The sequence below is a fragment of the Helicobacter sp. genome, from assembly GCF_014799995.1.
Lineage (GTDB): Bacteria > Campylobacterota > Campylobacteria > Campylobacterales > Helicobacteraceae > Helicobacter_D.
In genome coordinates, this window is record NZ_JAAVGY010000009.1 from 25,500 (window position 1) to 50,793 (window position 25,294).

The window sequence follows — 25,294 nt, forward strand, 5'->3', positions numbered from 1 at the left end:
TTTAAATTTTTAAGTTCTTTAAAGGGATTGTTAAAGTTAGTATTGCTTACCTTTTTTAAAATAGAGTTTATAAGCCAAAAAAGCACATAAACTAATTGTTGCTATTGTTAGAATGGCTTGTCCCATTTTTGCTCCTTTCATCTAATTTAATAGACATATACATAATGCAGATACTTCCTATTGTAATGATGATTGGCATAATACCAAAATCACCATTAAGCAATGTAAAAGTTCCATTTACAAAAAGACCCAAACCAATGTTTTTAGTTAAATCATACATTTAAATATTATAGCAAAACTAATTTAACAATCCCATTTTAAAGAACTTTTCTTAAAACACTTTATTTATGTTTTAATGTAGCAATTATACATTAATAATATGTTATTGTCAATAGTTATTATATTTATTTTATGTTTTTTATAGAATGCGAAACACTTTTAAAGTCTTTTAGTGAGAATTTTTTTAAGAATCCTAAAATCCTCTAACTCCTCTTTTAGCTTTAAATTCTCAAGATATAAATTAATGGCAAATGTAAGTGGCTCACTTATTTTATCTTGTCTTGAAGCGTTATTTATGGCACTCTCACTATACCCTATCTTCTCTCCAAGTTCTCTATAAGTTAGTCCTAGCTCTTTACAAGTCTTTTTAATAAGATTTTCTTTTGGCTCTTTGGCATAATGCCATTCAATACAATAAAATATTTCCCCTGTTTTTGTGTCTTTAAATATAATATGGTTTCCCCCTTCGTGATAAAAAGGTGCATAATTTAAGATTTGTGTAATTTGCAATTTAACTTCAGAGACAATTTGTTTTTCATTGCCTCTTTTAATCTCTGTTTGGAGACAAATTTTATCCTTTAATGTCCCAAATATTACGATTCTTTCATTGGAGGTTGTATCTAGTTTGTCTATCATCACATCAGGATTATTCACCTCACTATCCAACCACTCAAATATACTTTCCTCTTCATCTTCACTTAAGCCTTTTGCATAGCAATATCCTTTAAACATTTTATAAAGTGGTTTTTGTGCTTCTACATTATTAGGGTGCAAAAATTTATTATGCTCTCTTGCGTATTCTTTGCAAATTTCTATAAAACTCATATAAGTCATTTTTACCCTTTTTTCTTTAGTTTATTCTACTAAAAATTTGCTTAAAAGCCCATAAATTAGGCTTTTAAAGAATATTTAACCCTCCAAGAAACCTTAGGAATTAAAGATTTCTTGCAAGGCAAGGGCATTGCGAAAAGCTTTTATTATATCATTGCACCCATTTCAGTCGTTGCGAGAATGCGTAGCATTCGTGGCATACATTGCGTAGCAATTTATCCACACTTGCAAATCTATAATCTTGCACCTTTAAAGATTCCATTGTAAAAGTTGCTTTATGCTAGATTATGGATTGCCACAGCCTCTTACGAGGCTTCGCAATGACAAGGTGGCGTCATTGCCTCCCCCCTTAATTTCATTGCGCACTCTCCAAGCTTTCAATCTTAGGCACGATTCTAAAACTATCCTTGACTACTCTTTTAAGCCCTAGCTTTACAAGCGTAGAATCCTCTAGCTCACACACAGCTTCTTTATCAATGCTTTCCTCATACTTGATACAATCAGAGCAACCATAGCTCTTAAGTGCCAAGATGAGTTTGTCTATCTTTTCTCTTACTCTAGGGAGTGAGACAGATTTCACAAGACGATAACCAATCGTGCCAAAGGTAAAATCCTTGCTTCTTTTTTCTGCAAAGTCTGCTTTATTCTCCTCGCAGAAACTACTTACACATTGCTCTAAATACTTTTTCTCATTGGAGAGTTTTTCAATCTCATTGCTTCTTGATTCTTTGATTTTGTTACACTCTAAGGTAACCTCTCCATTAATTTTTTCAATCCCCACACTAAGCTCTGCGATTCTCTTAAGTGCAAGATTAATGTCCTCATAGCTCTTAATTTCCATTGATTCTCCTTTCAAACATTTTCTAGCCATTTTGCTATTTGATATTCCCAAGCTACAAATCCATAGAGTGTAGCCACTGCCATTTTTACCTTTGCCTTTTTAATGATTCTTAGGCTCATTAACGTCTCCTTATATCTACGATTCTATTCGTGCTTTTAGAGTAGATATAATCTCCTTTGGCGTAGAAATAACGCAAGGAATAATCACACTTCTTTCCTGCAATCATTTTGTTTTTCATTGCTCTCCTTGTTGTAAAAGCCTAAACTTCAAGAAAATATCGTAGCAATTAGGAAGAAACTGCTTGTTAAGTTTCAGGTTTCCTACTCTTGCTTAAGATATTTCTTAAAGTTTAGGCGTAATATTTGTGAATTTTTAAACTTTATTCACAACTTTTAGGGCTATAACCCCAATACTTTAGACTTATCTAAAATCTAAAGTATTGGAATTACTTTTGGCTCTCTCTTTTTCAATCTCGGCTGCTAATTCTAAGATTGCATACCATTTGTCTTTGTTTTTAGGGTGAGAGAGTTTCCTTAGGGCTCTTTGATAAATTTTCTCTGCTCTTTGTGGGCTAATCCCTAGCACTCTCCCAATCTCTTTGAAAGTCATTTGCTATCCTAAATCACTTGCTTTGTGGAATCGTTTAGCGCAAAGGATTTTTAAAAGTTTTCAAGATAGAATCAAAGGAGTTACCTAAGCGGTAATGACTGCAGATTCTAGTGATGAAGCTTTTAAAAGCCGAAGCGATAACGCGATTCATAGATACATCATTGCTCTTGTGGATTCCAAATCCTCTAAAGTCGCACTTTCTTTGCCACTTAGAGAAACTCTCGCAAGCGTTAGCCTTAGCACTCCCTCGCTTTGTCTAAAGTTTCCTCGTCCTAGTTCCCATAGTTTCCAAGCACAATTGGTTGGGATTCCACTTACTTTGCAAATCTCCACATATTCCTCTTTTTGCAGACCCTTTAATTCATATCTCCCTAAGCAGCGATTCCTTAGTTGTGCAAGTTCCTGCTCTCTTTTGCTTCCAAGTCTGCCACTGCTTAGAGAATCTGCAAGCCAATGTGTGCCTACTAAGATGAGTGGTTGTTTAGAGAAGTCCATAATGCGCCTTAGGGTTTCTAATACTCTCCACTTTAAATGTTCTGCCTCATCTACGATGATATATTTCCCGCTTTGCTTTAAAGCAGTTGCAACTTTTAAGATTCCGCTATGATTGCTCTTAAACTCTCCCAAATTTAGCTCCTCGCAAAGCTTTTTTAGAATGTCTTTGGCATTCATATCAGGCGTTGCCTCTATAAAGATTGCTTCTAAATGGCTTTTGCAATATTCTTTTGCGATTCTTGTTTTGCCTGTGCCACTTGCGCCTAGAATCACAGAGATTCTATCCCCTTGCATACTTGCTAAAAGCAATCTTGAAAAAATCCTTTTTACATCACTTGTCTCAATAAAATCCAAGTTGTTTAAGCCCATAATTTGTTTTTTAACTTGTGTTTTCTCCTCCACTTCTTTGAGGAAAATCGCAAACTTCTCTTCCACGCCTGCGGCATATTTGAAGTCTGGATTGTTAAGATATTGACTAATGTATGTCTTTCTGATTCCAAGCTTCAACTCTAACTTGCTTTGAGAAAAGTTTGCATCTTTTTCTCTTTGCTCTTTTAAAAATGCTATAATCTGCTCTCGTATTGCTACATTTTTCATCGTTACTCCTTGTTTGTGCAAGCTTAAAAGTTCGCATAAGGCAAGTTAGTTTTTAAAGCGAACAGGCAATGAGGAAAGCTTTTATTAATAAAAGCTAGGTTTCCTACTCTTGTCTGTGAGCTTTTAAAACTAACTGCCATATCATAGAGGTTACCCTCCAAGAAACCTTTGATTTAAGGCTTCTTGCAAGGCATTATCCAAGTTTCTGTAACAAATCCCAATCATCTATCGTTTCTGTGTTGTCGTTTGTATCCATTGGCAACTCCCAATTATCCTCTCTGTGTTGTTCTACTTGTGCGTTATGGATTGCCTCTTTGACTTTTGTTTTAAGGGATTTTTGTGTTTTGGAATTGCGTCCTGCCACTGCGTCATTACGAGATTCTTCCTCTCTGTCATTGCGAGCATTAGCGAAGCAATCCATAATCTTATCTTTCCTTGCGTATTCCATACCCCCACATATAGAGGAATTAGATTCCACTCCATTGCGTATTGCAGAATCCATTTTGCGCTTCAAGCTTTCCGCTTCTAGTCTTGCATTCCTGCGGATAAACTCGGAGTGTGTTGCATCTTTTTGTAAATCTCTTATGCGCTTAATGGCTGCTTTGTATTCTTTGGAGATGGTTTTAAGCTGCTCTTGCGTGAGGGGATTTGCTTTCCTATCATAAGCCTTGCAGATAAACTCGCCTTTTTCGGTAAAGACAAAGGCTTCATTGGAAGCATTGATATTCACGCGCACAAGCACCTTAGTTCCTGCTTCAATGTATTGTGTTGGCACATAAGAGTAAGGACGCATTTCTATGCAATTTTTACCCATAACCCTTGCCTTGCCTTCCTCTGCATAGAGTAAGAATTGCGTATAATCTACACTGACTTTTTGAAAATTTGCCTCACTCCATAAATCCATCGGGCTTTTACCTTGCGCCTTGCTCCATTTTCTTGAAACCCTATCAATATTCCAAAACTCTACCGCTTCCTCTAGCAAACTTAAGGTAGCTTCAAAGCTGATGATATGCTTTTGTTGTGTTTTGATTGGATTGCCTAATGCGTCCTTGCTTTTTCTTTCTCTTTTTGGGGTTTGGGATTCTCTTGCCGTTCTTTCATTGACATTTCTGCCGATATAGCTACTAATTGCGGTAATATAGCTTCCTTGAATTGTGCGGAATCTGCGTTCCACTATGGCTTTTGCTTTGCCTTTATAGGCAGCAGAGCGCACAAATTTAATGTTTAATCCCTCTAGTAGTCCTTGCACTTTATTGCTTAGATAGTCTTTCCCATTATCAAACTGAATCGCTTGGGGTTTGCCCATACTTTCAAATGCTTTCCACATTAGCCTAACTACTGCATTAGAATCGGAAGTCTCACTTAAAAGGGCTATGCTTCTCCCACTATACACATCAATGATAGAAAGAATGCTTGGGCGGATTTGTTTGTCCTCACTATCTAGCACGATTGCATCTAGTGGAGAGGAGTCAATTTGCCAGAGTTGATTAGGCAGAGTGTAGAGTTCTCTTTGGATTCCATAGGAGGGTTCTTTATAGGAATCTGTCTTATCACTTCCATAAGTGATGAGCGTGTATTCTAAAGAATTTGCTTTGAGGTAGGAATCCAAGAAACGATTGAGAGTATTAAGTGAAAAAAGAGGAGGAATCTCACATTGGAGGAATTTCTTATAAGAATATTCTTTGACATACAAGTGTGCGATAATATGTAGCTCTCTCCATAACTGCATACGATTCAAATATCCACTGCCCATTATGCGCCACATTTTTATGGCTTCCTCTTGTGCCCATTGAGGAAGTGAAGTTGTGCCTAGTTTTGCAATACCTCTTTTATCGCTTAACGCGCTTAAACCTTGTGTTTTATACTTTCTTTGCCAATCAAAAAGCTTTCCTTGTGTGAGATTTAGGGTAGAATCCTCTTTGTTTTTAAGCTCTATAAAGTGTGCTACCTTGATTCCTGCACTCTTTGCACTTTCATAGTCTAATAGGATTGCTTCTCTTTGTTTGGCTTGGGATTTTTGGTGAGTGGTGAGGTTGTGCCAAGCAAGAGAGTCATTATTGGATTCCGCTTTGTCATTGCGAGATTCTGCGTTAGTAGTTTCCACTGCGTCATTGCGAACGGAGCGTAGCGGAGTGTGGCAATCCATAATCTTGCATAAAGGAGATTTTACTATCTCACCATTAGATAAATCATTCCGATAAATAGTGGAATTGCTGCTGCTAGTAGTCCCACAATAATGCTTGCTAGCACAATCAAGCCCTCTAGTGTGTAGAGTTTTTCCTTGAATGTTTTGAGAAGTTTTTTCATTGTTAATTCCTTTACAATCCAATGTTTTAGAATCCATAGATTCCATAATATTAGATTGTGTTGCTTTGTTATTATGTGTTAGTTCGTTATTGCGAACGTTAGTGAAGCAATCCATAACCTTATCTGCCCTTGCGTATTCCATTGTCTCACCCATTTCCTCTAGCACATATTTAATGGGGTAGCCTTTTTCTATGGCTTCTACTTGTTTTTTGGATAAGGGGGTATTCCAAATTTGGAGGATTTTGCCTGCGTTTCCACCAATGCCATTGCAGTAAGTAAAGTTTATTATAATAGACCTAATAGTGCAAATTTTTTTGCATTTCTGATTGGCTCTAAAACAAGCTTTTTCTAGGCTCTTCTTATTAATATTAAAAGACTTCGCAAACTCTTTACTGCTTATCCACATATTGCAACCTAAGCAATCTTAAATTCTTTCTGTAAGAGTTCTTTTAACTCTTTAGCTTTGCCCCATTTGCCCTTAGTTTTACCCTTAGACAAATCCAACAAGACATTATAATCTGAATCACTAAGCCCTTTAGATTTAGCCCAAGTTCTTATCTTAAAGCCTTTTTTGGAGAGTTGTTCAGAAATGCTTAATTTTTTCATACTATCCTCTATTTTATGTTATAATACTACCTAACCACTCCACAAAGGGAGTGGAGAAAGTAGTTTTATAGCTCTAGTTTGAAAGTGATTCTTAACTTCCAAACTTTGAGCCTTACAACCACTTTTTTACACTTTAAAATTTGCATTTCAAAGCTCCAAAAGCGATATTCTTCCCGCCCACCCAAACCACTTTTAAGTTTTATCTTTTTTGTGATAATATTCCTTAAAAGTAATGAAATTAGGCAATAGAATCAAAGAAGCTAGAGAGGCTAAGCAATTAACTCAAAACGAATTGGTTAATCTTAGTGGTATCTCAAGAGCAAGCCTACAATTATATGAAGCCAACAAAGGTAATATCACTTTAGAAAATTTGGAGAAAATAGCAAATGCGCTAAAAATTGATATTACCTATTTTGTGTCTCCTAGTGATGTCTCCAAGTCTAAAGAAAATGTCTCCTACTTGTCTCCTAGTGTGTCTCTAAGTTCAAAAAACTTGTCCCCCAATCAAGAAAATCTCCCCCAAACCTTAAACGACCAATACTATTCCATTCCCAAGCTCAATCTAAGTGCGCAAGCAGAGGGAGGCAATGAAATTTTAGATTTACAATGTTATGAAAGTGGGGAAGTTTTAACCATTGGTAAAGCTTTTTTTAAAGCTATTCCAAGCAAAAATCTAAAGGCGATAAGGGTGGAGGGGTATTCTATGATACCTATGTTAATGCCTGATAGTTGGGTTGTGTTTGAAGATGATAGGCAATATAGAGGAGATGGGCTTTATATCATTAATTATGGCGGACAATTAATGGTAAAACTCTTTCAGCTAGACCCAATTAAAAGGATTTTAGACATTATAAGTGTAAATAAGGATTATAAAAGCTATTCTATCCCACTAGAAGATAGCCAAATAGAGATTATCATTGCGGGAAAAGTTTTGCGTTGTATCATCTAATTTTGTGATACTTTTTGTGAGTGCTTTAAATGCCCTTTAATACGCTTTTAAAGCTACTTTTTTGAGGGCATTTTGTGATTGATTTTGTGATGTTTTGTGAAAAAATAGCCCTTTTTGTGAAAAAAGTTTTCTTAATTTTCTATTTTAAATCAAAGTATTTTAAATCACAAAGTGCCATTTTAACGAAGCTCCAAGCCACTTACTCTATAAAATTTACACTTTGAAATAAAATGACCCTTTAAACCACGATTCCACAAGTGGAATCTCACAATGATGACAAACCAAAGATAGCAACGACAGAGTAGCAGAATTGCAGGTATGCTTCATTATAGATTGCCACAGCCTTTTACAAAGGCTTCGCAATGACGCAAGTTGTGTATTTTATTTATGCTGAATCGTAGATTGCTATACAAGTTTAAAACTTGCTTGCAATGATAAAATGGAAAATTTCAAGCAATGCTAGATTCAGATTGCTACGATTCCTTATAGAATCTCGTAATGATAAAAGGTGAAAGTTTAGAGCCTCACAGACGAGTTTCCCTCCGCGCCATTGCAAGCATAAGCAAAGCACACATTGCGAAGCAATTTGCCCACACTTACAAATCTATAATTCAAAGTCTCGCAAGGAATCAATCTAACCCAAATTTAACACAAGCGAAGCTTATTTTGCGGTAAGTTCTTTAATGAATCTATCCGCGAGATAAGGACCATCACCATTTGAGCCAATGAGTTTAATCTTATCAACAATACCGCGAAAAAGAGCTTCCTCCTCGTGCTGCTCACTGACATACCATTGTAAAAAATTAAAGGTTGGATAATCTTTACTTTGAAGCGTAAAATCCACAAGATTATTGATAGATTGGGTAATTTTTTGCTCGTGCGCATAAGTTTTTTCAAACACATCAAGCAAACCACCGAAGTTGGATTCTGGAGCTGCTATTTGTGCAATGCTCACTTTAGAATCTGTTTCATTGAGATAAGTAATCAAACGTTTTGCGTGTCCGCTCTCCTCATCTGCGTGCTGAAATAAAAACAATCCTGCACCATCAAAGCTATTTTCGTAGCACCAAGAGCTCATACTCAAATACAGATTTGCCGCATACATTTCTTTTGCAATCTGTTCGTTAAGCATTTTGACAATATCATCTGAAATCATTTTGTCTCCTTTAGTGAGAATTTAAAAACTTCTAATTATAAAGTATATTCTATAAAGCTTAACTTAATAATAATTATCATTTATGTTTTACAATTAAGAGAATTCTTCTCCGTTTGATTTGGATTTGCTTGGAGTTGCCTTGCAATGGTGCAAGGCATTGATAAAATCTTTGAGGTTAAGATTAGAAAATCCCTGCAATCTGTGTAGAGATTTTTTCTTCCAAGACGGAGATGACTTCTTGCAAATTAAGATTTAGTTTCGTTGCTTCAGCGAAAAGTGTCGTGGATTTTTCGGAATAATTGCCTGTATAAATTTGATTTTTAGTGTGGATTTGGTTTGTGTTAAGATTGCCACCTCCTTGCGTGCTCGCAACCTTTCCGCCAACACTATTCATTAAACCTGCTCTTTGCCCATCATACACGCTAGATTGTCCACCTGCAGTGCCTACTTCATTGACTGCTCCACCTTCAATTCTTTGGCGGACATTAATATCTACTTGCATTTGAAGAATCGCATCCTCTGTGAGCTTTCCTAGAATTGCACCTGCAGCCACGCCGGCTAATCCGCCCACAACGGTTCCTGTGGCGGAATGGTGGTTATATCCACCGATACCCGCTCCTGCGATACCCCCTATAATACCTGCTCCTGTGGCATTACTTTCTTGTTTGATATTACAATAAAGCACATTAGCCTGTAAGATAAAGTTCGCAAGCTCCGGATCTTCTACAATGGTATAGCCTTTGTCTTTTAATTTGTGCAAAATCTTGTATTCCAAATCAATGTTTTGTCCGCTTGTGTTGCGCATAACGACAAAGATTGTTTGTTTGGACTTTGCTACAGGATCTATAAAAATACTTTGCGACATTGTTGCTTTGGTTTCTAAGCTCGTAGTTAAGCAACCGCTAAATGCTAAAACACATAAAATGGGAATCCATATTGTTTTCATTATTTGCCTTTTGTAAAATTTATCAAAACATTATACCATTATTTGATTATGTTTTTAAAGGGAGATTCTCAAGGGAAATTAATGGGGTGGGCGATGGGAATCGAACCCACGACCCTCAGGACCACAATCTGATGCTCTAACCGACTGAGCTACGCCCACCATTAAGAATAAAGAATGGTCGGGGCGAAAGGATTCGAACCTTCGACCCCTTGGTCCCAAACCAAGTGCGCTAACCAGACTGCGCTACGCCCCGACTAAAATAAAGAAGCGCAATTATACTTTTTTAGAACCTTAAATGTCAAGTATGCTTTATTGATTCGCACATCTCACAAAGATAAAACAAGTCTTGAGTATGCGCCATTATAATTACAGAGATTCCACTTGCAGAATCGTGTTGCTTTCATCATTGCAAGAAAATTTGAAAAATTTTGTGGCAATCTACGATTTGGCACAAATGAAATACGCAATTTGCGTCATTGTGAGCCGATTTATCGGCGTAGCAACCCATAAGATCGCACTAGCTCATTAAGGATTCAAAAGTTTAAATTTCAGCTCCGCAAGCTCCCAATCCTCTAGTGTATCAATATCTTGCACGCGAGAGGACGGAAGCAACAAACTCAAAGAATCCTCAAAGATATTTTCGCGACTTAGCCAAGTCTCTGCGGTAGCAAAGTAAAATTGTCCCGCATCGTGATAGATCTTTTCTAAATCTTGCGAACGTTTCGTGAAGCAGTTTTTAAAGAGCATCGCATTCTTACCCTTTTGTATGCTAAAGGCGCGATAAGGAGAATAATCATACTCCACCGCACCGAAGCAGTAGCACTCTTGCGCCTCTTGTTTTGCCATTTCAAAAGCATTTTGCAAAGTGCGATAATCCAATAAAGGCGCAGTGGCATACAAGCAGCACACCCATAAATCCTTGATTGCTTGACTTTGTGCAAGAGAATTGATTGCGTGTAAAATCACCTCCCGCGTGCCTGCATAATCATTACTTAAATCCTCTGGACGCTTGAGTGCGCGTACGTCAAGATTCCTAGCAAATTCTAAAATCTCCTCATCATCACTTGAAACGATGATTGCGTCAAAAATTCCGCTCTTTTGGGCGTTTTGTATGCTATAAGACAAAATAGGCTTGCCACAAAAGTTTTTGAGATTCTTTCTTTTGATTCGTTTGCTCCCTCCGCGTGCGGGGATAACACAGACGCAAGATTCCATTCTATGCCTTTTGACGCACAGATTCTCTCAAAATCGTAATGACTTTTTGCTGCTCTTGTGGCGTGAGTGTGGGGAAAAGGGGCAAAGAAATCACGCGTTTATAATAAGATTCTGCCTCTTTGAAATCCCCCTTTTTAAATCCAAATTGCCGATAAAAAGGCTGCAAATGAATCGGAATATAATGCACTTGCGCGCCGATTCCAGCCTCTTGAAGTTTGGCAAATAATTCTTTGCGTTTGATTCCGCTTTTTTTGTTTAGCAAAATCACATAGAGATGAAATGCGCTGTAATTATAAGAGGCGACAAAGGGCAGTGTGAGCTCTAAATCACATAAGGCTTCATTATAGACTTTAACAAGTTCATTGCGTTTGGAGACATAGGATTCCAAACGTTCTAATTGGGAGATTCCAAGTGCCGCGTGCAATTCACTAAGGCGGTAATTAAACCCTAATATCTGCTGCTCATAATACCAAGTCCCCGCATTTTTACCTTTGAAATCTTCTATTTTTTTGGTGATTCCGTGACTTTTAAATTGTTGCATTTTGCTAGCGTATTTTTCATTATTCGTGGTAGCGATTCCACCCTCCGCACAAGTGATAATTTTCACAGGGTGGAAGCTAAAAATCGTAATCTCACTAAACTTGCAACTCCCAATAGGAAACTTATAGTAGCTCCCACCAAGTGCGTGTGAAGCGTCCTCTATGATTTTAAATTTATAAGTCTTGCTTAGATGATAGAGGGATTCCATATCGCAGCTTTGTCCTGCGAAATGCACTGCTACAAGCACTTTTGGTCGCTTGTGTTTGGGGGTATGGTTTAGTTTTTTTTCTAACTTTTGCACATCAAGGTTATAAGTTAGTGGATTAATATCCACAAAATCCACCTTTGCACCGCAATAGATTCCACAATTTGCACTTGCAACGAAACTATTAGGGGTTGTCCATAGCCAATCTCCCCTTTTCAATCCTAAGGCAAGCGCAGCACAATGGAGGGCGGAAGTCGCACTATTGAAGCTTACACCAAATTCTGCCCCTACCTTTTGGGCTATTTTTTGTTCTAATTCTTGCGCTTTAGGTCCTTGCGTAATCAAAGGAGACTTGAGGGCTTCTACGACTGCTTGAATATCGGACTCTGTAATCTCTTGTTTGCCATAGGGAATCATTTTAAAAGCTCCAAAAAGTCTTGAGTGCTTAACCACTGCGTGTTTGTCCCAGAATCATAAGAAAACCCACGCGGCACGAGTTTGCCACTCTCGCCAAGCGCATTCGTGCTAAAGTCTGTGATGAAGCTAAATTGAATCGTAGGGGCGATGACATAGTAATCTTTAAATTCATAAGTAATGTGGCTATCATCACTTGGACACATTGTTTCGTGGATTTTCTCACCCGGACGAATCCCGATGATTTTGTGCGGGAGATTGGGAGCTAGAGCTTTGGCAACCTCTGTCATTTTCATAGAGGGGATTTTGGGGACGAAAGTCTCGCCTCCTTTCATTCGTTCAAAATTTTTTAAGACAAAATCTACACCCTGTTGCAAGGTAATCATAAAACGTGTCATTTCTACATCGGTAATGGGCAGCTCTTTTGCACCCTCACGAAGGAGTTTTTGGAAAAATGGCACGACGGAACCGCGTGAGCCAATCACATTGCCATAACGCACGACAGAAAAACGGGTTTTGCGCGTCCCTGCAATGTTGTTTGCCGCGACAAAAAGCTTATCACTTGCTAATTTTGTCGCTCCATAAAGGTTAATGGGGTTTGCGGCTTTATCAGTAGAAAGCGCGATGACTTTTGAGATTCCATTGCTAAGGGCTGCGCTAATCACATTTTGCGCCCCATAAATGTTGGTTTTGATACATTCTGTGGGATTATATTCCGCGGCAGGAACTTGCTTGAGTGCCGCAGCGTGGATAATGTAATCAATCCCAATGGTTGCTTCTTTGAGCCTGCTCTCATCACGCACATCGCCTAGAAAATATCGCATACAAGGCGTATTATAAGTTTGTGCCATTTCGTATTGCTTAAGCTCATCACGAGAAAAAATTACGATTTTTTTGGGTTTATATCTCTTGAGGAGTGTTTGGGTATAGCATTTGCCAAAGCTCCCCGTGCCACCAGTGATTAAAATACTCTTGTCATTAAACATTTTGCGCCTTATTTGGTAGGATAGATTATAATTATAGCATTATTTCAAGGCAAATATATCAAAAGAGCAAGCGCATTAAGGCTTTGCTCCTGCAAGGATTCCAAACCTTATCTAAACACACGTTTGAAAATCGCCTCTACATTTTTTGTATAGTAACTAAACTCAAAGCATTCTTGGATTGCTTCCTTGCCAATTAGTCCTACAAGTTCGGAATCGGCTAGCAAATATTGCAGATATAAACTTTCTCCCTGCGCATTCACCGCTGCTTTGCCCTCTTGCAAATCCGCCCAAACTTTCATCGCATTACGTTGCACGATTTTGTAGGCATTTTCACGACTCACACCCTTTTTGGGAAGCTCTAGTAAAATGCGCTGGGAGAAGACAAGCCCACCGGTTAGATTGAGATTTTTCATCATATTTTTAGGATATACGACAAGTTTTTCTATCAAACCGCTCAAGCGAGCGAGCATAAAATCCGTAGTGATGAAACTATCAGGCAAGATAAATCGTTCCACGCTAGAATGACTAATGTCGCGCTCGTGCCAAAGAGCGACATTTTCCATCGCAGGAAGCGCGAAAGAGCGAATCACACGGCAAAGCCCTGTGATGTTCTCACTCAACACGGGATTCCTCTTGTGCGGCATTGCGCTACTGCCCTTTTGTCCCTCACTGAAGTATTCCTCTGCCTCATATACTTCTGTACGTTGTAAATGCCGAATCTCTACGGCGATTTTTTCACAACTGCTTGCAAGCAACGCCAAATCACTCATTAATCTCGCATAGCGGTCTCTTTGAATGACTTGATTGCTTGCAGGAGCGGCTTTTAACCCAAGATTCTCGCATACGAGCTCCTCTAGCTCAATGGGTGTGTGTGCGAGATTCCCCATTGCACCGCTAAGCTGCCCTACGGAAATCACTTCTAAAGTCGCCTCCAATGCCTTTAAATGCCTCCCTATTTCGTCATACCAAATTGCACAGACAAGCCCAAAGGTAATGGGCTCGCCGTGGATTCCGTGACTGCGCCCTACCATTAGGGTATTTTTGTGCTCCATTGCACGCACCTTAATCACTTCGCGCAAGTGTTTGACGCCTTGAATGATGATTTTCAAAGAATCCCGCATTTGCAATGCCACCGCAGTATCAATGCAATCACTAGAGGTGATGCCATAGTGAAACCAACGCGATTCCTCGCCCAAAGATTCTGCTACACTCGTGGTAAAGGCGATTAAATCGTGTTTGGTAACGGCTTCAATTACATCAATCCTTGCAATGTCAAACTTTGCGTTTTTGCAAATTTTCTCGCAATCAGTATCAGGGATTAACCCAAGTTTATTCCAGCCTTTCACGAGTGCCTTTTCTACTTCTAGCCAAGCGGAATATTTTGCATTCAAGTCCCAAAGTTTTTTCATCTCTTCGCGTGCGTATCTCTCTACCATATTGTCTCCTTAAAATGAAATGAATCTTAGCAATTTCTTGCCCCAAATTCAAGCCTTAATAATAGCTCCCACTCACAAGCCAAATTGCAAGAGTTTTTTCAAATCACATAAATAAAATCTGTAATCATTGCTTATCTTTTCACCTCTTTTCTCTTAATGACTTTCTCTCGCGTAGAGCTATTTTTCAAAATCTCTACGTGTTTGTTTTTAATATCCATTGATTAGTCTTTCCCTTGCTCTTGCACATTCCAATCAGGGTGTTTGCCACCCTCAACACTTAAGTAGTCCTCCACACAACATTGCTCAATTAGCTTATAGGAAATATAGGCGTTTGGGATTCTTTTAAGTCCGAAAAGTCCCTTAATGTCTTTTGTAAAATTCTCTTGGTAAATCATATAAAATTCTATTTTTGCGCCACTTAAGATAGTATGATACAAAAAATACCAGATTCCAAAACTTCTAATGCTTGGTCGTCCCTTTGTCCCGCCATCACGATAAATAGATAAAGTATTTTTAATGCCTCCCTCACTCTGACTTCCCTCTACAAATTCCACATCAGCAATTAAAGGCAGTTTTGACTTCGCTTATTTTCATTTCAAAAATCTCCAAATAATGATTGTTGTTTAGTATGTTGCGTATCACATACTTGTGCTACTGTGTAATTCTTAACTAATGATTCTTTTATGGCATTTCTGTTGTTTTCACTTGCACCCAAATGATAAAAATGTTCAATTATATCAATACTAAACTGCCCCCACAATGTTGATATGTAAATATTCTGTCTATATTGATTGCTATGCCATGTAGATAAGATAAATTTTGCTTGCGTTTTAGATAAAATATCATAAAGTGCTTGTTCTTTATCCTCACTCCAAGTATTAAAATAATCCGAATGTCTATCAATGTATGGTGGGTCGCAATAGATAAAATCTTCTTGTTTGGCAAGTTTTAAGCTATCTGTAAAATCACAGACTCTAAATTCATAATCATTGGTTTTTAGCAATTGACTAACCCACTCAATTTGGTTTGTAATTTTTGTAATATAAGCTTGTGAAAATCTACTTTCTTTCTTACAAAAAGGCACATTGAATCCCCCTTTTGCATTAAAGCGCATAAGCCCATTAAAGCAACTACGATTTAAAAATAAAAAATCAAAAGAGTTATGTGTTTTGTTGAATCTTTCTCGTATTCTAAGATAATGTTCTTGCCCATATTTTTGTAGATTAGAACCCTCTTTATCGAGATAGTTCCTCATAGAATTTTTGGTAATAAGCCCATTTTGAATATTCTGATAAAACTCGATAATATGAGGATTGTTATCACTAAATATAGCCCTTTTGGGCGCGATATTAAATCCTACAACACCACTTCCCATGAATGGCTCAAAATAAACACCATTGTTTTTATCCCATTGTAAAAATTTTTTAATGTCTGCAACAAGCTTACTTTTGATACCTTGAATTTTAATTGGAGGGATAAATACCTTATTCATATTTGCCCCTATATGCAAGATATTCTTTAAGTTTGGTAATTTTCTTTATGTTTCCTTTGACATCTACAATACTGATTTGTCCATAGTTAATCCAATAATCATCGAAAATCTCTTCACCCAATTCAGCAAAAATACCTTTTTCATTAAAAATATCGTTAATATTTTTAATGCTTCCTATATTTGCTGTATTTCCACTGCCGCTAGAATCGCTCGCGATTTTGTATTTTTCAACAAAAAATAAGTCAAGATTTTTAATAACAGATTGAATGGCTTTTAAGTCTTGTAGTGTATATCTTTGTAGTTCGTTCACAATAACTCTGTCATAAATTATACCCAAACAGAAATGCCCCAGATACTCTTTATAGGGGAATTGAATATTTTTAGTAGATTCTCTGTTCTTAAAATATTCTCCATGAGAACCTAATGTAAAGCCATTGCAAAGTGTAGGATTATTTTCAATACGGTAGGTCGTTTTTAAATCTACTGCAAACTTAATATGGGAATCTATTTTTGAAACAAACGATAAATCGGGATAATAATTTTGATGATTTGGTAAAACAATATCGAAATTATATTGAATAGCAAAATCTTGTATAAATGGGAAGATATGAATCTCCAAAATTTTAGAAATAATTTTAGTATCACTAGAGATACTAAAAATTGTTTTATCGATGTCAATAAAACCCTTAACTTTCCATTCATCTTTTTCGCAAATTTTATCTTTTAAACTGCAAAGGAACACCCTAAATTCCTTTTTAAACATTTGTTTATCCATTCTCACTCCTTTACAATCAACAACTCGTGGCTTTGCTTGATATTATCTGTATCGCCTCGCTCCACGCGATTTTTGCCGATTCGCGTTTCGCCTTGTCCCATTGTGTATTGCCATTTGGGCTCTAAGATTCTAAAGTCTTTGTAGGCTTCTCGCACAAATGCGCAATCATTATAGCTTAGGATAAAATTGCCCTTATGGTTTTTGAGACATTGCGCCAAAAGTGCGTGATTAAAGCCGTTATGATGAATAGGAAAATTGCGCATTGGGTAGATTCCCTTAAACATCTTAGAATCTCCCTCTAAAAAATACGGTGGGTCGCAATAGAAAAAATCGTTCGGATATGCTTCAAACACTTTTTCAAAACTTTGGCATTCCACGCTTAGATTTTGCAGTCTAAAATCTTGCCCCAAGTCTTTTAATTTTTGTAAGGCATTTAAATAGCGGTTTTTGTCCTCATAAATTTTACTCAACCACCCCAAAAATCCGGGTCCATAACTAAGATTGAAGTTAAAATAATAATCTCGAGCAAGCGTGAGGGAATCGAGTTTGATTTGGGCAGTATTTTGCGAATCTTTATGCCGCTCATTCCAAAAGGCTTTAAGCTCTTGTTTGATATGTGCATAGGTTTCTTTTGTGGGTTCAAGTTTAAGTAGTTCATTATAAAGTTTTTCAGAATCTGCAATCAAAACCTGCCAAAAATTCACCAAAATATCAAAAACATCAAAGGCTTTCACTTCTAAATCTAGCTCTAACGCACTTGCGATTTCTACGCTCCCCCCCATAAAGGGCGAAACAAGACGCTCTATATCATTAGGAAAATGCTCTAGGATTAACCCAACCGCCAGAGTTTTGCCTCCACCATAGCGCAGAGGGCTTTTGGCGTAGCGTTTGTAGGTTAGGGATTTGCCTTTGAGATTCTGCAAAAAATAACTTTTGGGAGTGCAGTTTTGATTTGTATCTTGTTGCAAGGGATTAAAATCAAATAATGATTGCTGTTGTGTCAATGGATTGCCTTAAATTATTTCGCAAAATTATAACAACTTTAAGTTAAAATATGATTTTATTATTGTTTGGTTCATTTATTGCAAGACCTTATGAGATTTATTATCTATCGTTAAGGATTCTTTGAGAGATTCTAAAAATTCTGTAAATGCGCGAGTAGGTGTGTCCTTATGTAGCTCAAAGCAAGATTGCAAGACTTATAAGATTTTATTCAATATTTTTTTATGTTAAAATATCCTAACATAATCCTACTTAAAAGTTGCCCGATGCCTTTTGTCTTGAAAGAATTTCCGATTCCAATTCCTATAAAAGCCTATCAGTTTTTAATGCAATCCTTGCATTTGAATATGGCACAATCACAAAGGTTTATCAACAAAGGCAGAGTGGTTTATGAGGGCAAGACTCTTGAAAATAACGAAAAGGCAAAGATACTCAAGAATCGCGTTTGTATCGTTGTGTTTGAACCGGATTCTATGGGGCTAAAACCAATTTATGAGAATCAAGATTTTGCCCTCTTTAATAAACCTGCCAAAATGTTAATCCACCCTAAAGGCAGATTTGCGCACCATAGTTTGATAGACGAAGTGCGCGCACTCTATGGAGAGGAGGCAAGCCTGATTCATCGCATTGACAAAGAGACAAGCGGGCTTGTGCTTGTAGGCAAACACAAAGAAAGTATCGCAAAACTCGGCGCAATGTTCATAAAAAATGAAATCAAAAAAGAATATTTAGCACTTGTGCGCGGGGATTTTCGCAAAAGTGCTTGCAAGGCGCGAGACTTTTGCCTTACCTTGCCTCTTGCCACGCAGCCCAAAGGAGGGGATTTGTGCGTGCGTTCCAAATATCTAGGAGAGCCAAACACAGAATCGCTACGATTCAAAGAGGCAAAAAGTGAATTTGAAGTGCTTGGATTATGGGAGTCTAACCCCCTCGTGCGTGCAGGAAAAGCTTTTGAGAGAGGCACGGAGGATTCTATGGAATCTTTGGGCACAATGCAAGATTCTAAGTCAAACGATACACCTTGCACTTTGCTCAAAGTACGCCCCAAAACAGGACGCACACATCAAATCCGATTGCATTTATATGCACTGCATTTCCCGATTCTAGGCGACCCTCTCTATGGAGCGCAAGAGGAGCATAGCCGCGAATATTTGGATAAAGAGTTTCTTGTGCCTTTGGAATCGCAATATAAGGGCGGGGGGTTAAGCAATGCGAAACGATGGGCTTATTTTGGAGCTACGCGTCTAATGTTGCACGCCTACCGTTTGCAATTTAACTTTGAGGGCAAATTATATGATTTTCAAAGTAGTGAAAATTTTGAGATTCCATAATTTAGGCTATTTCTAAAAATTATCACTTGTTAATTAATCGGGATTCCCCTCTGTCGTTTTCTCTAAATTGTTTAATGCCTGCTTGATTCGTTCTTGGACGATTTCAATACCCAATGCAGTCATTAAAGGCGCGATTCCAACCCCTCCAGAAGAGCCGAGCAGAGCATAACGCAAAGGCATAAAGAGATGTTTCGCCTTAATTCCTTGAAAATCCGCAAAGGTTGCAATCTCGGATTCTGTATCCTGCACACTTTCTAATGGTTTTTTTAACGATTCTAGGTAAATTAGAAATTCTTTTAAGCGATGAATATTTTCGTCATTGCGAACTTTTTGTGTCATTTTTTCATCGTAGGCAACCACTGAAACCAAGCAAGTTTTCAAGATTTCAACAAATTCTAATAGGGTTTTAGAACGTTCTTTGATTTCTGGATACAAAATTTCTTGCACGCTCTCATTAGGAATCTCTGCGCCATAAAAAGGCAAAAGTGCATTGATTTGTTCCCGCTCCATTTGGTTGAGATAATGCGAGTTAAGCCACAATAATTTTTCTTTATTGTAGGCAGAGGGCGCACTATTTAAACTATTGGGATTAAAAAAGTCTAGCATTTCTTTCATAGAAAAGATTTCTTGGTCTCCGTGACTCCAACCCAAACGCACAAGGAAATTTAATAAAGCTTGCGGCAAATAGCCTAAGTTTTTGTATTCCATTACACTCATTGCACCATCACGTTTGCTAAGTTTTTGCCCTTGTGGATTCAGAATCATAGGCACGTGATAGAATCGCGGAATCACAAAACCCAATGCCTGATAGAGGATAATTTGTTTGGGGGTATTGCTTAAGTGGTCATCGCCACGAATCACATCAGTTACTCCCATTAACGCATCATCAATGGTTACAACAAAGTTATAAGTGGGCGTGCCATCGCTTCGCACAATGATGAAGTCGTCTATTTCTTTTGCGGCGATTCTGATTTCGCCTTTGACGCCATCAAGGAAGCAAATCTCACCCTCTGTGGGTGCTTTGATACGCACGACAGGCTTTACACCGACAGGCGGTGTGCCGACAAAATCACGATAGCGGTTATCGTATTTCCATATTTGCCCTTTTGCTTCAGCTTCTTTGCGGTTTTTTTCTAATTCTTCTTTTTGCATATAGCAATAATACGCTTTGCCCTCTTTTAGCAAGCGGTCAATATATTCTTGATAGAGAGGGAATCTTTGACTTTGATACACGACTTCGCCATCATAATCCATGCCCACCCAATTAAAAGCCTGAATAATCGCTTCTTTGGCGTCTGTTGAATTGCGCGCTAAATCTGTATCTTCAATGCGGAGTAGAAATTTTCCTCCATTCGCCCTTGCATAAAGATAGTTAAAAAGTGCAGTACGTAAGCCACCAATGTGCAAATAACCCGTAGGAGAAGGTGCAAATCTTGTGATAATCTTACTCATTTTATTCCTCAAAAATATGTGATTTATAGAATCTTAGCTTAAGATTGCTGAAATTTTTACTCTATTTTTGCAAGAGCTATCTTAAGGATTCAACATAAGCTCCGATGTCTTCCATATCGCGTCTCGTATAACGTTGGGCAACTTGGTTTTTAATGAAACGTGATTGTCCCTCAAAGCTTTGATTCTGGTAAGTTTTAATCTCATCTGCAATATCACTTGCTTTCCAAGTGTTAATGGGGGCTTTGCTTGCCACAGAAACTTCACCCTTTTTTCCATGACAACTTGCACAATCCCGCTCATAAAATTTTTTACCTTTTTCCAAATCCAATGTTTTAGATGAGCTTGCCACAGAACCCGTACCTAAAAGACTATCCAAAAAACTTCGCTCTTGGATTGTCAAATCCGCATCTTCACGCACGACTTTGATGTCTTTTGAGCCCAAGTTTTTGGAATATTTTTGCATGATTGCTTTGATTTCCTCTCCAAATTCTCCTTTAAGCTCAAAACACACACATTCTTCTGCATTTAATGCACTGCTTAAAATTGTGATACAAATAAGAGTAGATAAAAATTTCTTCATCTTAAGATTCCTTAACCATTATGATTTCGTTACGCAATTTTGCCTAAAATTTATTAATTTCTGGTTAAAGTTAAAAGCCACTTTAGCTAGGATAGTTTATAATTCGCTTTGCCTAAGTGAAGCGCATTTCTTTGAATTTGAAGTCCAACAGAATAAAATATTGCTGGTTGTATAGTTGGCTTTGTGTGATGGTGTTTTCGCTATTTAGTCTCTTAAGTTGAGACGAGAATCTACCGCCTAAAGAGTTGCTTATGACTGGAATCGTTGCCTATTTTAGGGCTACACAAATAAGTAACGCTCACTTGGGCTTTATCAAGGATTTTGGTTTTTAAAGTTTTATAAAAATCTTAAATTAAGGATTTTAAAAACTAAATTATTAAGGTTACAGAATGGAAATAATCATTGTCGGCAGTGGTGGGCGTGAGTATTCAATAGGACTTGCATTACAAAAGGAATGCAGGATTGAGGGAATTTACTTTTATCCCGGAAATGGCGCAACAAGCAAACTTGGGGAAAACATTGATTTTGCAAGCCAGCAAGAATTGATCGATTTTTCTTTAGCACATAGAATCGGGCTTGTGATTATCGGTCCTGAATCTCCATTGGTAGAGGGTTTAGCAGATGCGTTGCGAGAGAATGGAATCCCGACTTTTGGTCCTAGTGCAAAAGCCGCGCGTCTTGAGGGTTCTAAAGCTTATATGAAAGAATTTGCAAAACATTACGATATTCCTACTGCTAGATTTATTCAAACACAAGATTATGAGGAATCCTGCAAATTTATTGAGAGTTTAAATCTGCCCATTGTCGTCAAAGCAGATGGCTTATGTGCGGGTAAAGGCGTGATTATCGCACAAAGCTATGAAGAGGCAAAAGTAGCAGCAAAGGAAATGCTAGAGGGAAAAAGCTTTGGCGATTCGGGCAAAACCATCGTGATTGAAGAATTTTTAGATGGATTTGAGTTGTCTATCTTTGCAATGTGCGATGGAAAGGACTTTATTGTGCTACCTGCCGCGCAAGACCATAAGCGACTTTTAGAACAAGACAAAGGTCCAAATACAGGAGGAATGGGAGCGTATGCGCCTGCACCTCTGGCAACTTCACAGATAATCGAAGAAGTCAAGTCAAGCATTATTGTGCCAACGCTTGATGGTATGGCAAAAGAAGGGAATCCCTTTAGCGGTGCTTTGTTTTGTGGGATTATGGTTGTCAAAAATAAACCCTATTTATTAGAGTTCAATGTTCGTTTTGGAGACCCAGAATGCGAAGTGCTTATGCCACTCTTTAAAAATGGCTTGTTAGATTGCTTCTTGGCGTGTGCGAATGGGGATTTGAAAAATGTGCATTTTGAGTTAGAATCCAAAATGTGCGTAGGAGTTGTGATCGCTTCTAAAGACTATCCTTATAAAAATTCCAAAAAAGAGAAAATCACACTAAAGGATTTAAATGAAAATGCGCAATCCCACATTAGCTTTGCGGGCGTTAGCAAGGAAGGGGAAGACTTGTTCGCGAGTGGCGGACGCGTGCTTGTATGTGTGGGTAAAGGAGACAATGTGCAAGAAGCACTGAAAAATGCTTACCAAAGAGTAGATTCTGTGAAATTCAATGGTATGCAATACCGCAAAGACATTGCTTATCAGGCGTTGGAAAAAGAATGAACCAAGATAAAATTGAAGAAATTTTAGCCCGCGAAGAAATTGAAGTCGCGCCTTATTGGAAACGAATTATCGCCCATATCATTGATGATTTGCTACTTAGTATGATGATTATTGGAATTTATTGGGATAGTATTATGCAAAATGCAGACGATATAGAAGTCCTTTTGCAAACCATTTCTAGCTCCTTTCTCATTCTATATGGAATCCGCATTTTATATCATTGGCTTTTTGTACAATTTTATGGCGCAACTATTGGCAAGATTGTCGTTAAGATTCGCGTGATTGAATTAGGGTTATTGGATAATCCAAACTTGCAGCAGGCTTTAATCCGCTCATTATTGCGTCTATTGAGTGAAGTTTTAATGTATTTGCCATTTTTATATCTTTTGACAAATAGCTTAAAGAGGGGTTTGCACGATATAGCAGCAAATACGCTTGTGGTGGAGTTAAAAAACTATAATGCTTGATTCACTTAAAAACTTTGGAATTGCATTAGGCTTGGCAGTTTTGCTAATGCCTCATCTTTCCTATGCGCGTCCTTCAGTGAAGCAATTTAATTCCAAACAAGAATCTATTTTTGAATTTTTAGCCGATGATATGGAATATAGCCAATCCAAAGTGATTGGCAAAGGGCACATAGTTGTCATTAATTTGGATTATTTTGTAACCGCAAATGAAGCAACTTATGACACACAAAATGGTGAAATTCTATTGAGTGGCAATGTCAATGCTTATAAAGGCAACGCACTTTATCTCAAAGCGCAGAATGTAAAGATTAAAATGCAGCAGGATTATTCCTTTTTAGAACCTTTCTACCTGCAAGATTCTATGAGCGGTTTATGGGTAAGTGCTAAAAATGCGCAATATGACAAGAATGTCTATCAGACAGAAGAAACAACGATTTCAACTTGTAGCGTGAATAATCCGATTTGGCAACTTAAAGCAAGCAAAAGTCAATACGATGTGAATCAAGAGTGGTTAAGCGTATGGAATCCTCGTCTTTGCATCTATGAAATGCCGGTGCTTTACTTTCCCTATCTTTCTTTTTCCTTAGGATATAAACGCAAGAGTGGCTTGCTTTATCCTGAAATTGGTAACTCACAAGACGATGGATTTCTTTACTCCCAACCCATTTTTATTGCCCCACAAGATTGGTGGGATATGACGCTTGCTCCCCAAGTAAGGACAAAAAGAGGTGTGGGATTCTACGATGAATTGAGAATGATAGACGACAAGGATCAAATCTTATGGGCAAATTTTGGTTATTTTGGGGATAAAAAGAGCTATCAAAAAACTTATGATTTGGAAAACAGAGACCATTTTGGATTCCAACTCAAATATGAACGTAAAGATTTACTGACAAAATCACAAAACTACTTTTATGAAGATGGAATCCAAGTAGATATTTCACAAATTACAGACATTGATTATTTTAGATTAACCGATGAAGACGCAGAAAGACAAGCGGATTTGCAAGGTAGTCTTTTGACTTCACGTTTGAATTATTTCTTAAAAAGTGAGGCGGATTATGTGGGTCTTTATGGACGCTATTATTCGGACTTAGAAAAAACTAGCAATGCAACCACGTTCCAGACCTTGCCAGAGGTGCAATATCACCGACAAATTGATAATTTGTTTTTAGACAATTTATATTATAGTTTTGATTATAAAGCCAAAAACTTTACGCGTCCTATTGGTTTTCGTGCAATACAGCAAGAAGCAGAATTGCCTGTTATCTATACTCAAAGCATTTTGAATGATTTTGCTAATCTCTCTGCTGCTTCTATTTTCTATGGTACGCAAGTGAATTATAGCAATGTTCGGGAAGGACATTTAGAAAATGGACGCTATATGACACAGCATTATCAGTTAAAGGCAAATTCCGACTTAGTCAAGCAGTATCAAGATTTTGGACACACAATTAGTCTTGAGGGCTTGTATATTTTGCCCGGTTTTGACAAAGAAGAAGGTGATTTTCAAGACTTATTCACATTGCCCGGCAGCAGACAAGAACTCCAATTAAATGGCTCGCAATATTTCTATGATTCTCATAATAGGCTTTTACTCTCTCATCGCGTCCGGCAGCCTTTTTATTTTGAGAATACTCACAAAATAGGAGAATTAGAAAATGAAATCCAATATTTTTATAATTATGAATGGAGCTTTTTGAGCAGTATTTTTTATTCGCATCAAAAATCTAAAATTGCTGAAGCTACACACCAAATAAAATATGATGGGGAGTATCTTAATGCCAATGTTGGACATTTTTTTCGCAGATCCTTTGCAGATATAGATTGGAGTCGCGGAAGATTTAATGAGGCGAATTATTTGATGGCAGGATTCAACAAAGAATTTGAATCCATTGACATTTTTGCAAGTGCAGGCTATGATTATAAGGAACATTATTTCAAGACTTGGCAAATAGGCTTTGAAACCTCTATTCGTTGTTTTTCTTTTGGGCTGAAATATGTCAGTGAAATTTATCCAAGACTCACTACGCATGGGGTGGAAGCACAAGATGATAAATATGTATTATTCACCATTAAATTTATTCCTCTCTTGAGTAGTGATATTAAAATGGGTAATTAGGATATA

24 protein-coding genes, 2 tRNA genes and 1 pseudogene are annotated in these 25,294 nt (G+C 37.6%); 6 read left to right on the forward strand and 21 right to left on the reverse strand.

Features of this window, described 5'->3' with window-relative positions:
* Positions 1 to 91 precede the first annotated feature (91 nt).
* The 7 genes from HDT10_RS01965 to HDT10_RS01995 form a co-directional block, all read right to left on the reverse strand.
* On the reverse strand, positions 92 to 280 hold the full coding sequence (locus HDT10_RS01965; protein ID WP_290879443.1) for a hypothetical protein: 189 nt from the start codon (positions 278 to 280) through the stop codon (positions 92 to 94).
* 158 nt (positions 281 to 438) lie between these two features.
* A complete protein-coding gene (locus tag HDT10_RS10200) occupies positions 439 to 1,113 on the reverse strand; it encodes a helix-turn-helix domain-containing protein (protein ID WP_367159057.1) in 675 nt (224 codons plus the stop codon).
* Positions 1,114 to 1,465: 352 nt separating this feature from the next.
* Positions 1,466 to 1,951: a host-nuclease inhibitor Gam family protein gene (locus HDT10_RS01975; RefSeq protein ID WP_290879446.1), complete on the reverse strand. Its 486-nt coding sequence runs from the start codon at positions 1,949 to 1,951 to the stop codon at positions 1,466 to 1,468.
* Between the two features lie 420 nt (positions 1,952 to 2,371).
* The gene (locus HDT10_RS01980) at positions 2,372 to 2,560 is read right to left on the reverse strand and encodes a sigma factor-like helix-turn-helix DNA-binding protein (RefSeq protein WP_290879448.1); all 189 of its coding nucleotides are present in this window, start codon (positions 2,558 to 2,560) and stop codon (positions 2,372 to 2,374) included.
* 147 nt (positions 2,561 to 2,707) lie between these two features.
* Positions 2,708 to 3,652 (reverse strand): AAA family ATPase, encoded by a 945-nt coding sequence (locus HDT10_RS01985; RefSeq protein WP_290879450.1) that lies wholly within the window; start codon positions 3,650 to 3,652, stop codon positions 2,708 to 2,710.
* Between the two features lie 193 nt (positions 3,653 to 3,845).
* Positions 3,846 to 6,365 (reverse strand): DDE-type integrase/transposase/recombinase, encoded by a 2,520-nt coding sequence (locus tag HDT10_RS01990; protein ID WP_290879453.1) that lies wholly within the window; start codon positions 6,363 to 6,365, stop codon positions 3,846 to 3,848.
* An 8-nt stretch (positions 6,366 to 6,373) separates the two neighbouring features.
* Positions 6,374 to 6,565: a hypothetical protein gene (locus HDT10_RS01995; RefSeq protein ID WP_290879456.1), complete on the reverse strand. Its 192-nt coding sequence runs from the start codon at positions 6,563 to 6,565 to the stop codon at positions 6,374 to 6,376.
* Positions 6,566 to 6,797: 232 nt separating this feature from the next.
* Between HDT10_RS01995 and HDT10_RS02000 the strand changes: the two genes are divergently transcribed.
* A complete protein-coding gene (locus HDT10_RS02000; RefSeq protein ID WP_290879458.1) occupies positions 6,798 to 7,514 on the forward strand; it encodes a helix-turn-helix domain-containing protein in 717 nt (238 codons plus the stop codon).
* A 661-nt stretch (positions 7,515 to 8,175) separates the two neighbouring features.
* On the opposite strand, the gene HDT10_RS02005 is transcribed toward HDT10_RS02000, so the two are convergent.
* The 4 genes from HDT10_RS02005 to HDT10_RS02020 all read right to left on the reverse strand — a co-directional run bounded on the left by HDT10_RS02005 (position 8,176) and on the right by HDT10_RS02020 (position 9,869).
* Entirely contained in the window at positions 8,176 to 8,670 is a 495-nt protein-coding gene (locus HDT10_RS02005; RefSeq protein WP_290879461.1) for a ferritin, read from the reverse strand.
* Between the two features lie 181 nt (positions 8,671 to 8,851).
* The gene (gene traT, locus HDT10_RS02010) at positions 8,852 to 9,616 is read right to left on the reverse strand and encodes a complement resistance protein TraT (RefSeq protein ID WP_290879464.1); all 765 of its coding nucleotides are present in this window, start codon (positions 9,614 to 9,616) and stop codon (positions 8,852 to 8,854) included.
* An 82-nt stretch (positions 9,617 to 9,698) separates the two neighbouring features.
* Positions 9,699 to 9,775 (reverse strand) — tRNA-His (locus HDT10_RS02015).
* A 16-nt stretch (positions 9,776 to 9,791) separates the two neighbouring features.
* Positions 9,792 to 9,869, reverse strand: a tRNA-Pro gene (locus HDT10_RS02020).
* Positions 9,870 to 9,968: 99 nt separating this feature from the next.
* Here HDT10_RS02020 and HDT10_RS02025 point away from each other — a divergent pair.
* A complete protein-coding gene (locus tag HDT10_RS02025) occupies positions 9,969 to 10,145 on the forward strand; it encodes a hypothetical protein (RefSeq protein WP_290879466.1) in 177 nt (58 codons plus the stop codon).
* On the opposite strand, the gene pseF is transcribed toward HDT10_RS02025, so the two are convergent.
* From pseF to HDT10_RS02065, 8 genes and pseudogenes are all read right to left on the reverse strand, one after another.
* Positions 10,142 to 10,831 carry a pseudaminic acid cytidylyltransferase gene (gene pseF, locus HDT10_RS02030; RefSeq protein WP_290879468.1) on the reverse strand — a complete coding sequence of 230 codons (690 nt, stop codon included), beginning with the start codon at positions 10,829 to 10,831 and terminating at the stop codon, positions 10,142 to 10,144. The two genes, HDT10_RS02025 and pseF, sit on opposite strands and share 4 nt — an antisense overlap.
* A gap of 1 nt (position 10,832) precedes the next feature.
* Complete coding sequence (gene pseC / locus HDT10_RS02035) at positions 10,833 to 11,993, reverse strand: UDP-4-amino-4,6-dideoxy-N-acetyl-beta-L-altrosamine transaminase (RefSeq protein ID WP_290879471.1); 1,161 nt, start codon at positions 11,991 to 11,993, stop codon at positions 10,833 to 10,835.
* Positions 11,990 to 12,976 carry a UDP-N-acetylglucosamine 4,6-dehydratase (inverting) gene (pseB, locus tag HDT10_RS02040; protein WP_290879473.1) on the reverse strand — a complete coding sequence of 329 codons (987 nt, stop codon included), beginning with the start codon at positions 12,974 to 12,976 and terminating at the stop codon, positions 11,990 to 11,992. The genes pseC and pseB overlap by 4 nt, the downstream gene beginning before the upstream one ends.
* 107 nt (positions 12,977 to 13,083) lie before the next feature.
* A complete protein-coding gene (gene purB / locus HDT10_RS02045) occupies positions 13,084 to 14,412 on the reverse strand; it encodes an adenylosuccinate lyase (protein ID WP_290879474.1) in 1,329 nt (442 codons plus the stop codon).
* Between the two features lie 131 nt (positions 14,413 to 14,543).
* Positions 14,544 to 15,006 (reverse strand): annotated as a pseudogene (locus HDT10_RS02050) (type II restriction endonuclease).
* A gap of 1 nt (position 15,007) precedes the next feature.
* On the reverse strand, positions 15,008 to 15,904 hold the full coding sequence (locus HDT10_RS02055; RefSeq protein WP_290879476.1) for a Dam family site-specific DNA-(adenine-N6)-methyltransferase: 897 nt from the start codon (positions 15,902 to 15,904) through the stop codon (positions 15,008 to 15,010).
* On the reverse strand, positions 15,897 to 16,679 hold the full coding sequence (locus tag HDT10_RS02060) for a type II restriction endonuclease (RefSeq protein ID WP_290879478.1): 783 nt from the start codon (positions 16,677 to 16,679) through the stop codon (positions 15,897 to 15,899). The genes HDT10_RS02055 and HDT10_RS02060 overlap by 8 nt, the downstream gene beginning before the upstream one ends.
* 2 nt (positions 16,680 to 16,681) lie before the next feature.
* Complete coding sequence (locus HDT10_RS02065; RefSeq protein ID WP_290879555.1) at positions 16,682 to 17,647, reverse strand: DNA adenine methylase; 966 nt, start codon at positions 17,645 to 17,647, stop codon at positions 16,682 to 16,684.
* 300 nt (positions 17,648 to 17,947) lie between these two features.
* Here HDT10_RS02065 and HDT10_RS02070 point away from each other — a divergent pair, with 300 nt between their 5' ends.
* Complete coding sequence (locus HDT10_RS02070) at positions 17,948 to 19,012, forward strand: RluA family pseudouridine synthase (protein ID WP_290879480.1); 1,065 nt, start codon at positions 17,948 to 17,950, stop codon at positions 19,010 to 19,012.
* A gap of 33 nt (positions 19,013 to 19,045) precedes the next feature.
* Here the strand turns inward: HDT10_RS02070 and gltX are convergent, their stop codons facing one another.
* Positions 19,046 to 20,464, reverse strand: a complete 1,419-nt coding sequence (gene gltX / locus HDT10_RS02075) for a glutamate--tRNA ligase (RefSeq protein WP_290879481.1) — start codon at positions 20,462 to 20,464, stop codon at positions 19,046 to 19,048.
* Between the two features lie 76 nt (positions 20,465 to 20,540).
* Positions 20,541 to 21,044 (reverse strand): c-type cytochrome, encoded by a 504-nt coding sequence (locus tag HDT10_RS02080; RefSeq protein ID WP_290879482.1) that lies wholly within the window; start codon positions 21,042 to 21,044, stop codon positions 20,541 to 20,543.
* Between the two features lie 389 nt (positions 21,045 to 21,433).
* On the opposite strand from HDT10_RS02080, the gene purD reads away from it, so the two are divergent.
* From purD to HDT10_RS02095, 3 genes are read left to right on the forward strand one after another with little or no spacing between them, the layout of a single operon-like run.
* On the forward strand, positions 21,434 to 22,699 hold the full coding sequence (purD, locus tag HDT10_RS02085) for a phosphoribosylamine--glycine ligase (RefSeq protein WP_290879483.1): 1,266 nt from the start codon (positions 21,434 to 21,436) through the stop codon (positions 22,697 to 22,699).
* A complete protein-coding gene (locus tag HDT10_RS02090) occupies positions 22,696 to 23,166 on the forward strand; it encodes an RDD family protein (protein WP_290879484.1) in 471 nt (156 codons plus the stop codon). The genes purD and HDT10_RS02090 overlap by 4 nt, the downstream gene beginning before the upstream one ends.
* On the forward strand, positions 23,159 to 25,288 hold the full coding sequence (locus HDT10_RS02095) for an LPS assembly protein LptD (protein ID WP_290879485.1): 2,130 nt from the start codon (positions 23,159 to 23,161) through the stop codon (positions 25,286 to 25,288). Before HDT10_RS02090 ends, HDT10_RS02095 begins: the two co-directional genes overlap by 8 nt.
* Positions 25,289 to 25,294: the final 6 nt, after the last annotated feature.

Excerpts from the sequence above, each read along its gene's own strand:
- HDT10_RS01965 (WP_290879443.1), bottom strand. The coding sequence starts at position 280 with ATGTATGATTTAACTAAAAACATTGGTTTGGGTCTTTTTGTAAATGGA.
- HDT10_RS10200 (WP_367159057.1), bottom strand. The coding sequence starts at position 1,113 with ATGACTTATATGAGTTTTATAGAAATTTGCAAAGAATACGCAAGAGAG.
- HDT10_RS01975 (WP_290879446.1), bottom strand. The coding sequence starts at position 1,951 with ATGGAAATTAAGAGCTATGAGGACATTAATCTTGCACTTAAGAGAATC.
- HDT10_RS01980 (WP_290879448.1), bottom strand. The coding sequence starts at position 2,560 with ATGACTTTCAAAGAGATTGGGAGAGTGCTAGGGATTAGCCCACAAAGA.
- HDT10_RS01985 (WP_290879450.1), bottom strand. The coding sequence starts at position 3,652 with ATGAAAAATGTAGCAATACGAGAGCAGATTATAGCATTTTTAAAAGAG.
- HDT10_RS01990 (WP_290879453.1), bottom strand. The coding sequence starts at position 6,365 with ATGTGGATAAGCAGTAAAGAGTTTGCGAAGTCTTTTAATATTAATAAG.
- HDT10_RS01995 (WP_290879456.1), bottom strand. The coding sequence starts at position 6,565 with ATGAAAAAATTAAGCATTTCTGAACAACTCTCCAAAAAAGGCTTTAAG.
- HDT10_RS02000 (WP_290879458.1), top strand. The coding sequence starts at position 6,798 with ATGAAATTAGGCAATAGAATCAAAGAAGCTAGAGAGGCTAAGCAATTA.
- HDT10_RS02005 (WP_290879461.1), bottom strand. The coding sequence starts at position 8,670 with ATGATTTCAGATGATATTGTCAAAATGCTTAACGAACAGATTGCAAAA.
- traT (WP_290879464.1), bottom strand. The coding sequence starts at position 9,616 with ATGAAAACAATATGGATTCCCATTTTATGTGTTTTAGCATTTAGCGGT.
- HDT10_RS02025 (WP_290879466.1), top strand. The coding sequence starts at position 9,969 with ATGCGCCATTATAATTACAGAGATTCCACTTGCAGAATCGTGTTGCTT.
- pseF (WP_290879468.1), bottom strand. The coding sequence starts at position 10,831 with ATGGAATCTTGCGTCTGTGTTATCCCCGCACGCGGAGGGAGCAAACGA.
- pseC (WP_290879471.1), bottom strand. The coding sequence starts at position 11,993 with ATGATTCCCTATGGCAAACAAGAGATTACAGAGTCCGATATTCAAGCA.
- pseB (WP_290879473.1), bottom strand. The coding sequence starts at position 12,976 with ATGTTTAATGACAAGAGTATTTTAATCACTGGTGGCACGGGGAGCTTT.
- purB (WP_290879474.1), bottom strand. The coding sequence starts at position 14,412 with ATGGTAGAGAGATACGCACGCGAAGAGATGAAAAAACTTTGGGACTTG.
- HDT10_RS02055 (WP_290879476.1), bottom strand. The coding sequence starts at position 15,904 with ATGAATAAGGTATTTATCCCTCCAATTAAAATTCAAGGTATCAAAAGT.
- HDT10_RS02060 (WP_290879478.1), bottom strand. The coding sequence starts at position 16,679 with ATGGATAAACAAATGTTTAAAAAGGAATTTAGGGTGTTCCTTTGCAGT.
- HDT10_RS02070 (WP_290879480.1), top strand. The coding sequence starts at position 17,948 with ATGCCTTTTGTCTTGAAAGAATTTCCGATTCCAATTCCTATAAAAGCC.
- gltX (WP_290879481.1), bottom strand. The coding sequence starts at position 20,464 with ATGAGTAAGATTATCACAAGATTTGCACCTTCTCCTACGGGTTATTTG.
- HDT10_RS02080 (WP_290879482.1), bottom strand. The coding sequence starts at position 21,044 with ATGAAGAAATTTTTATCTACTCTTATTTGTATCACAATTTTAAGCAGT.
- purD (WP_290879483.1), top strand. The coding sequence starts at position 21,434 with ATGGAAATAATCATTGTCGGCAGTGGTGGGCGTGAGTATTCAATAGGA.
- HDT10_RS02090 (WP_290879484.1), top strand. The coding sequence starts at position 22,696 with ATGAACCAAGATAAAATTGAAGAAATTTTAGCCCGCGAAGAAATTGAA.
- HDT10_RS02095 (WP_290879485.1), top strand. The coding sequence starts at position 23,159 with ATGCTTGATTCACTTAAAAACTTTGGAATTGCATTAGGCTTGGCAGTT.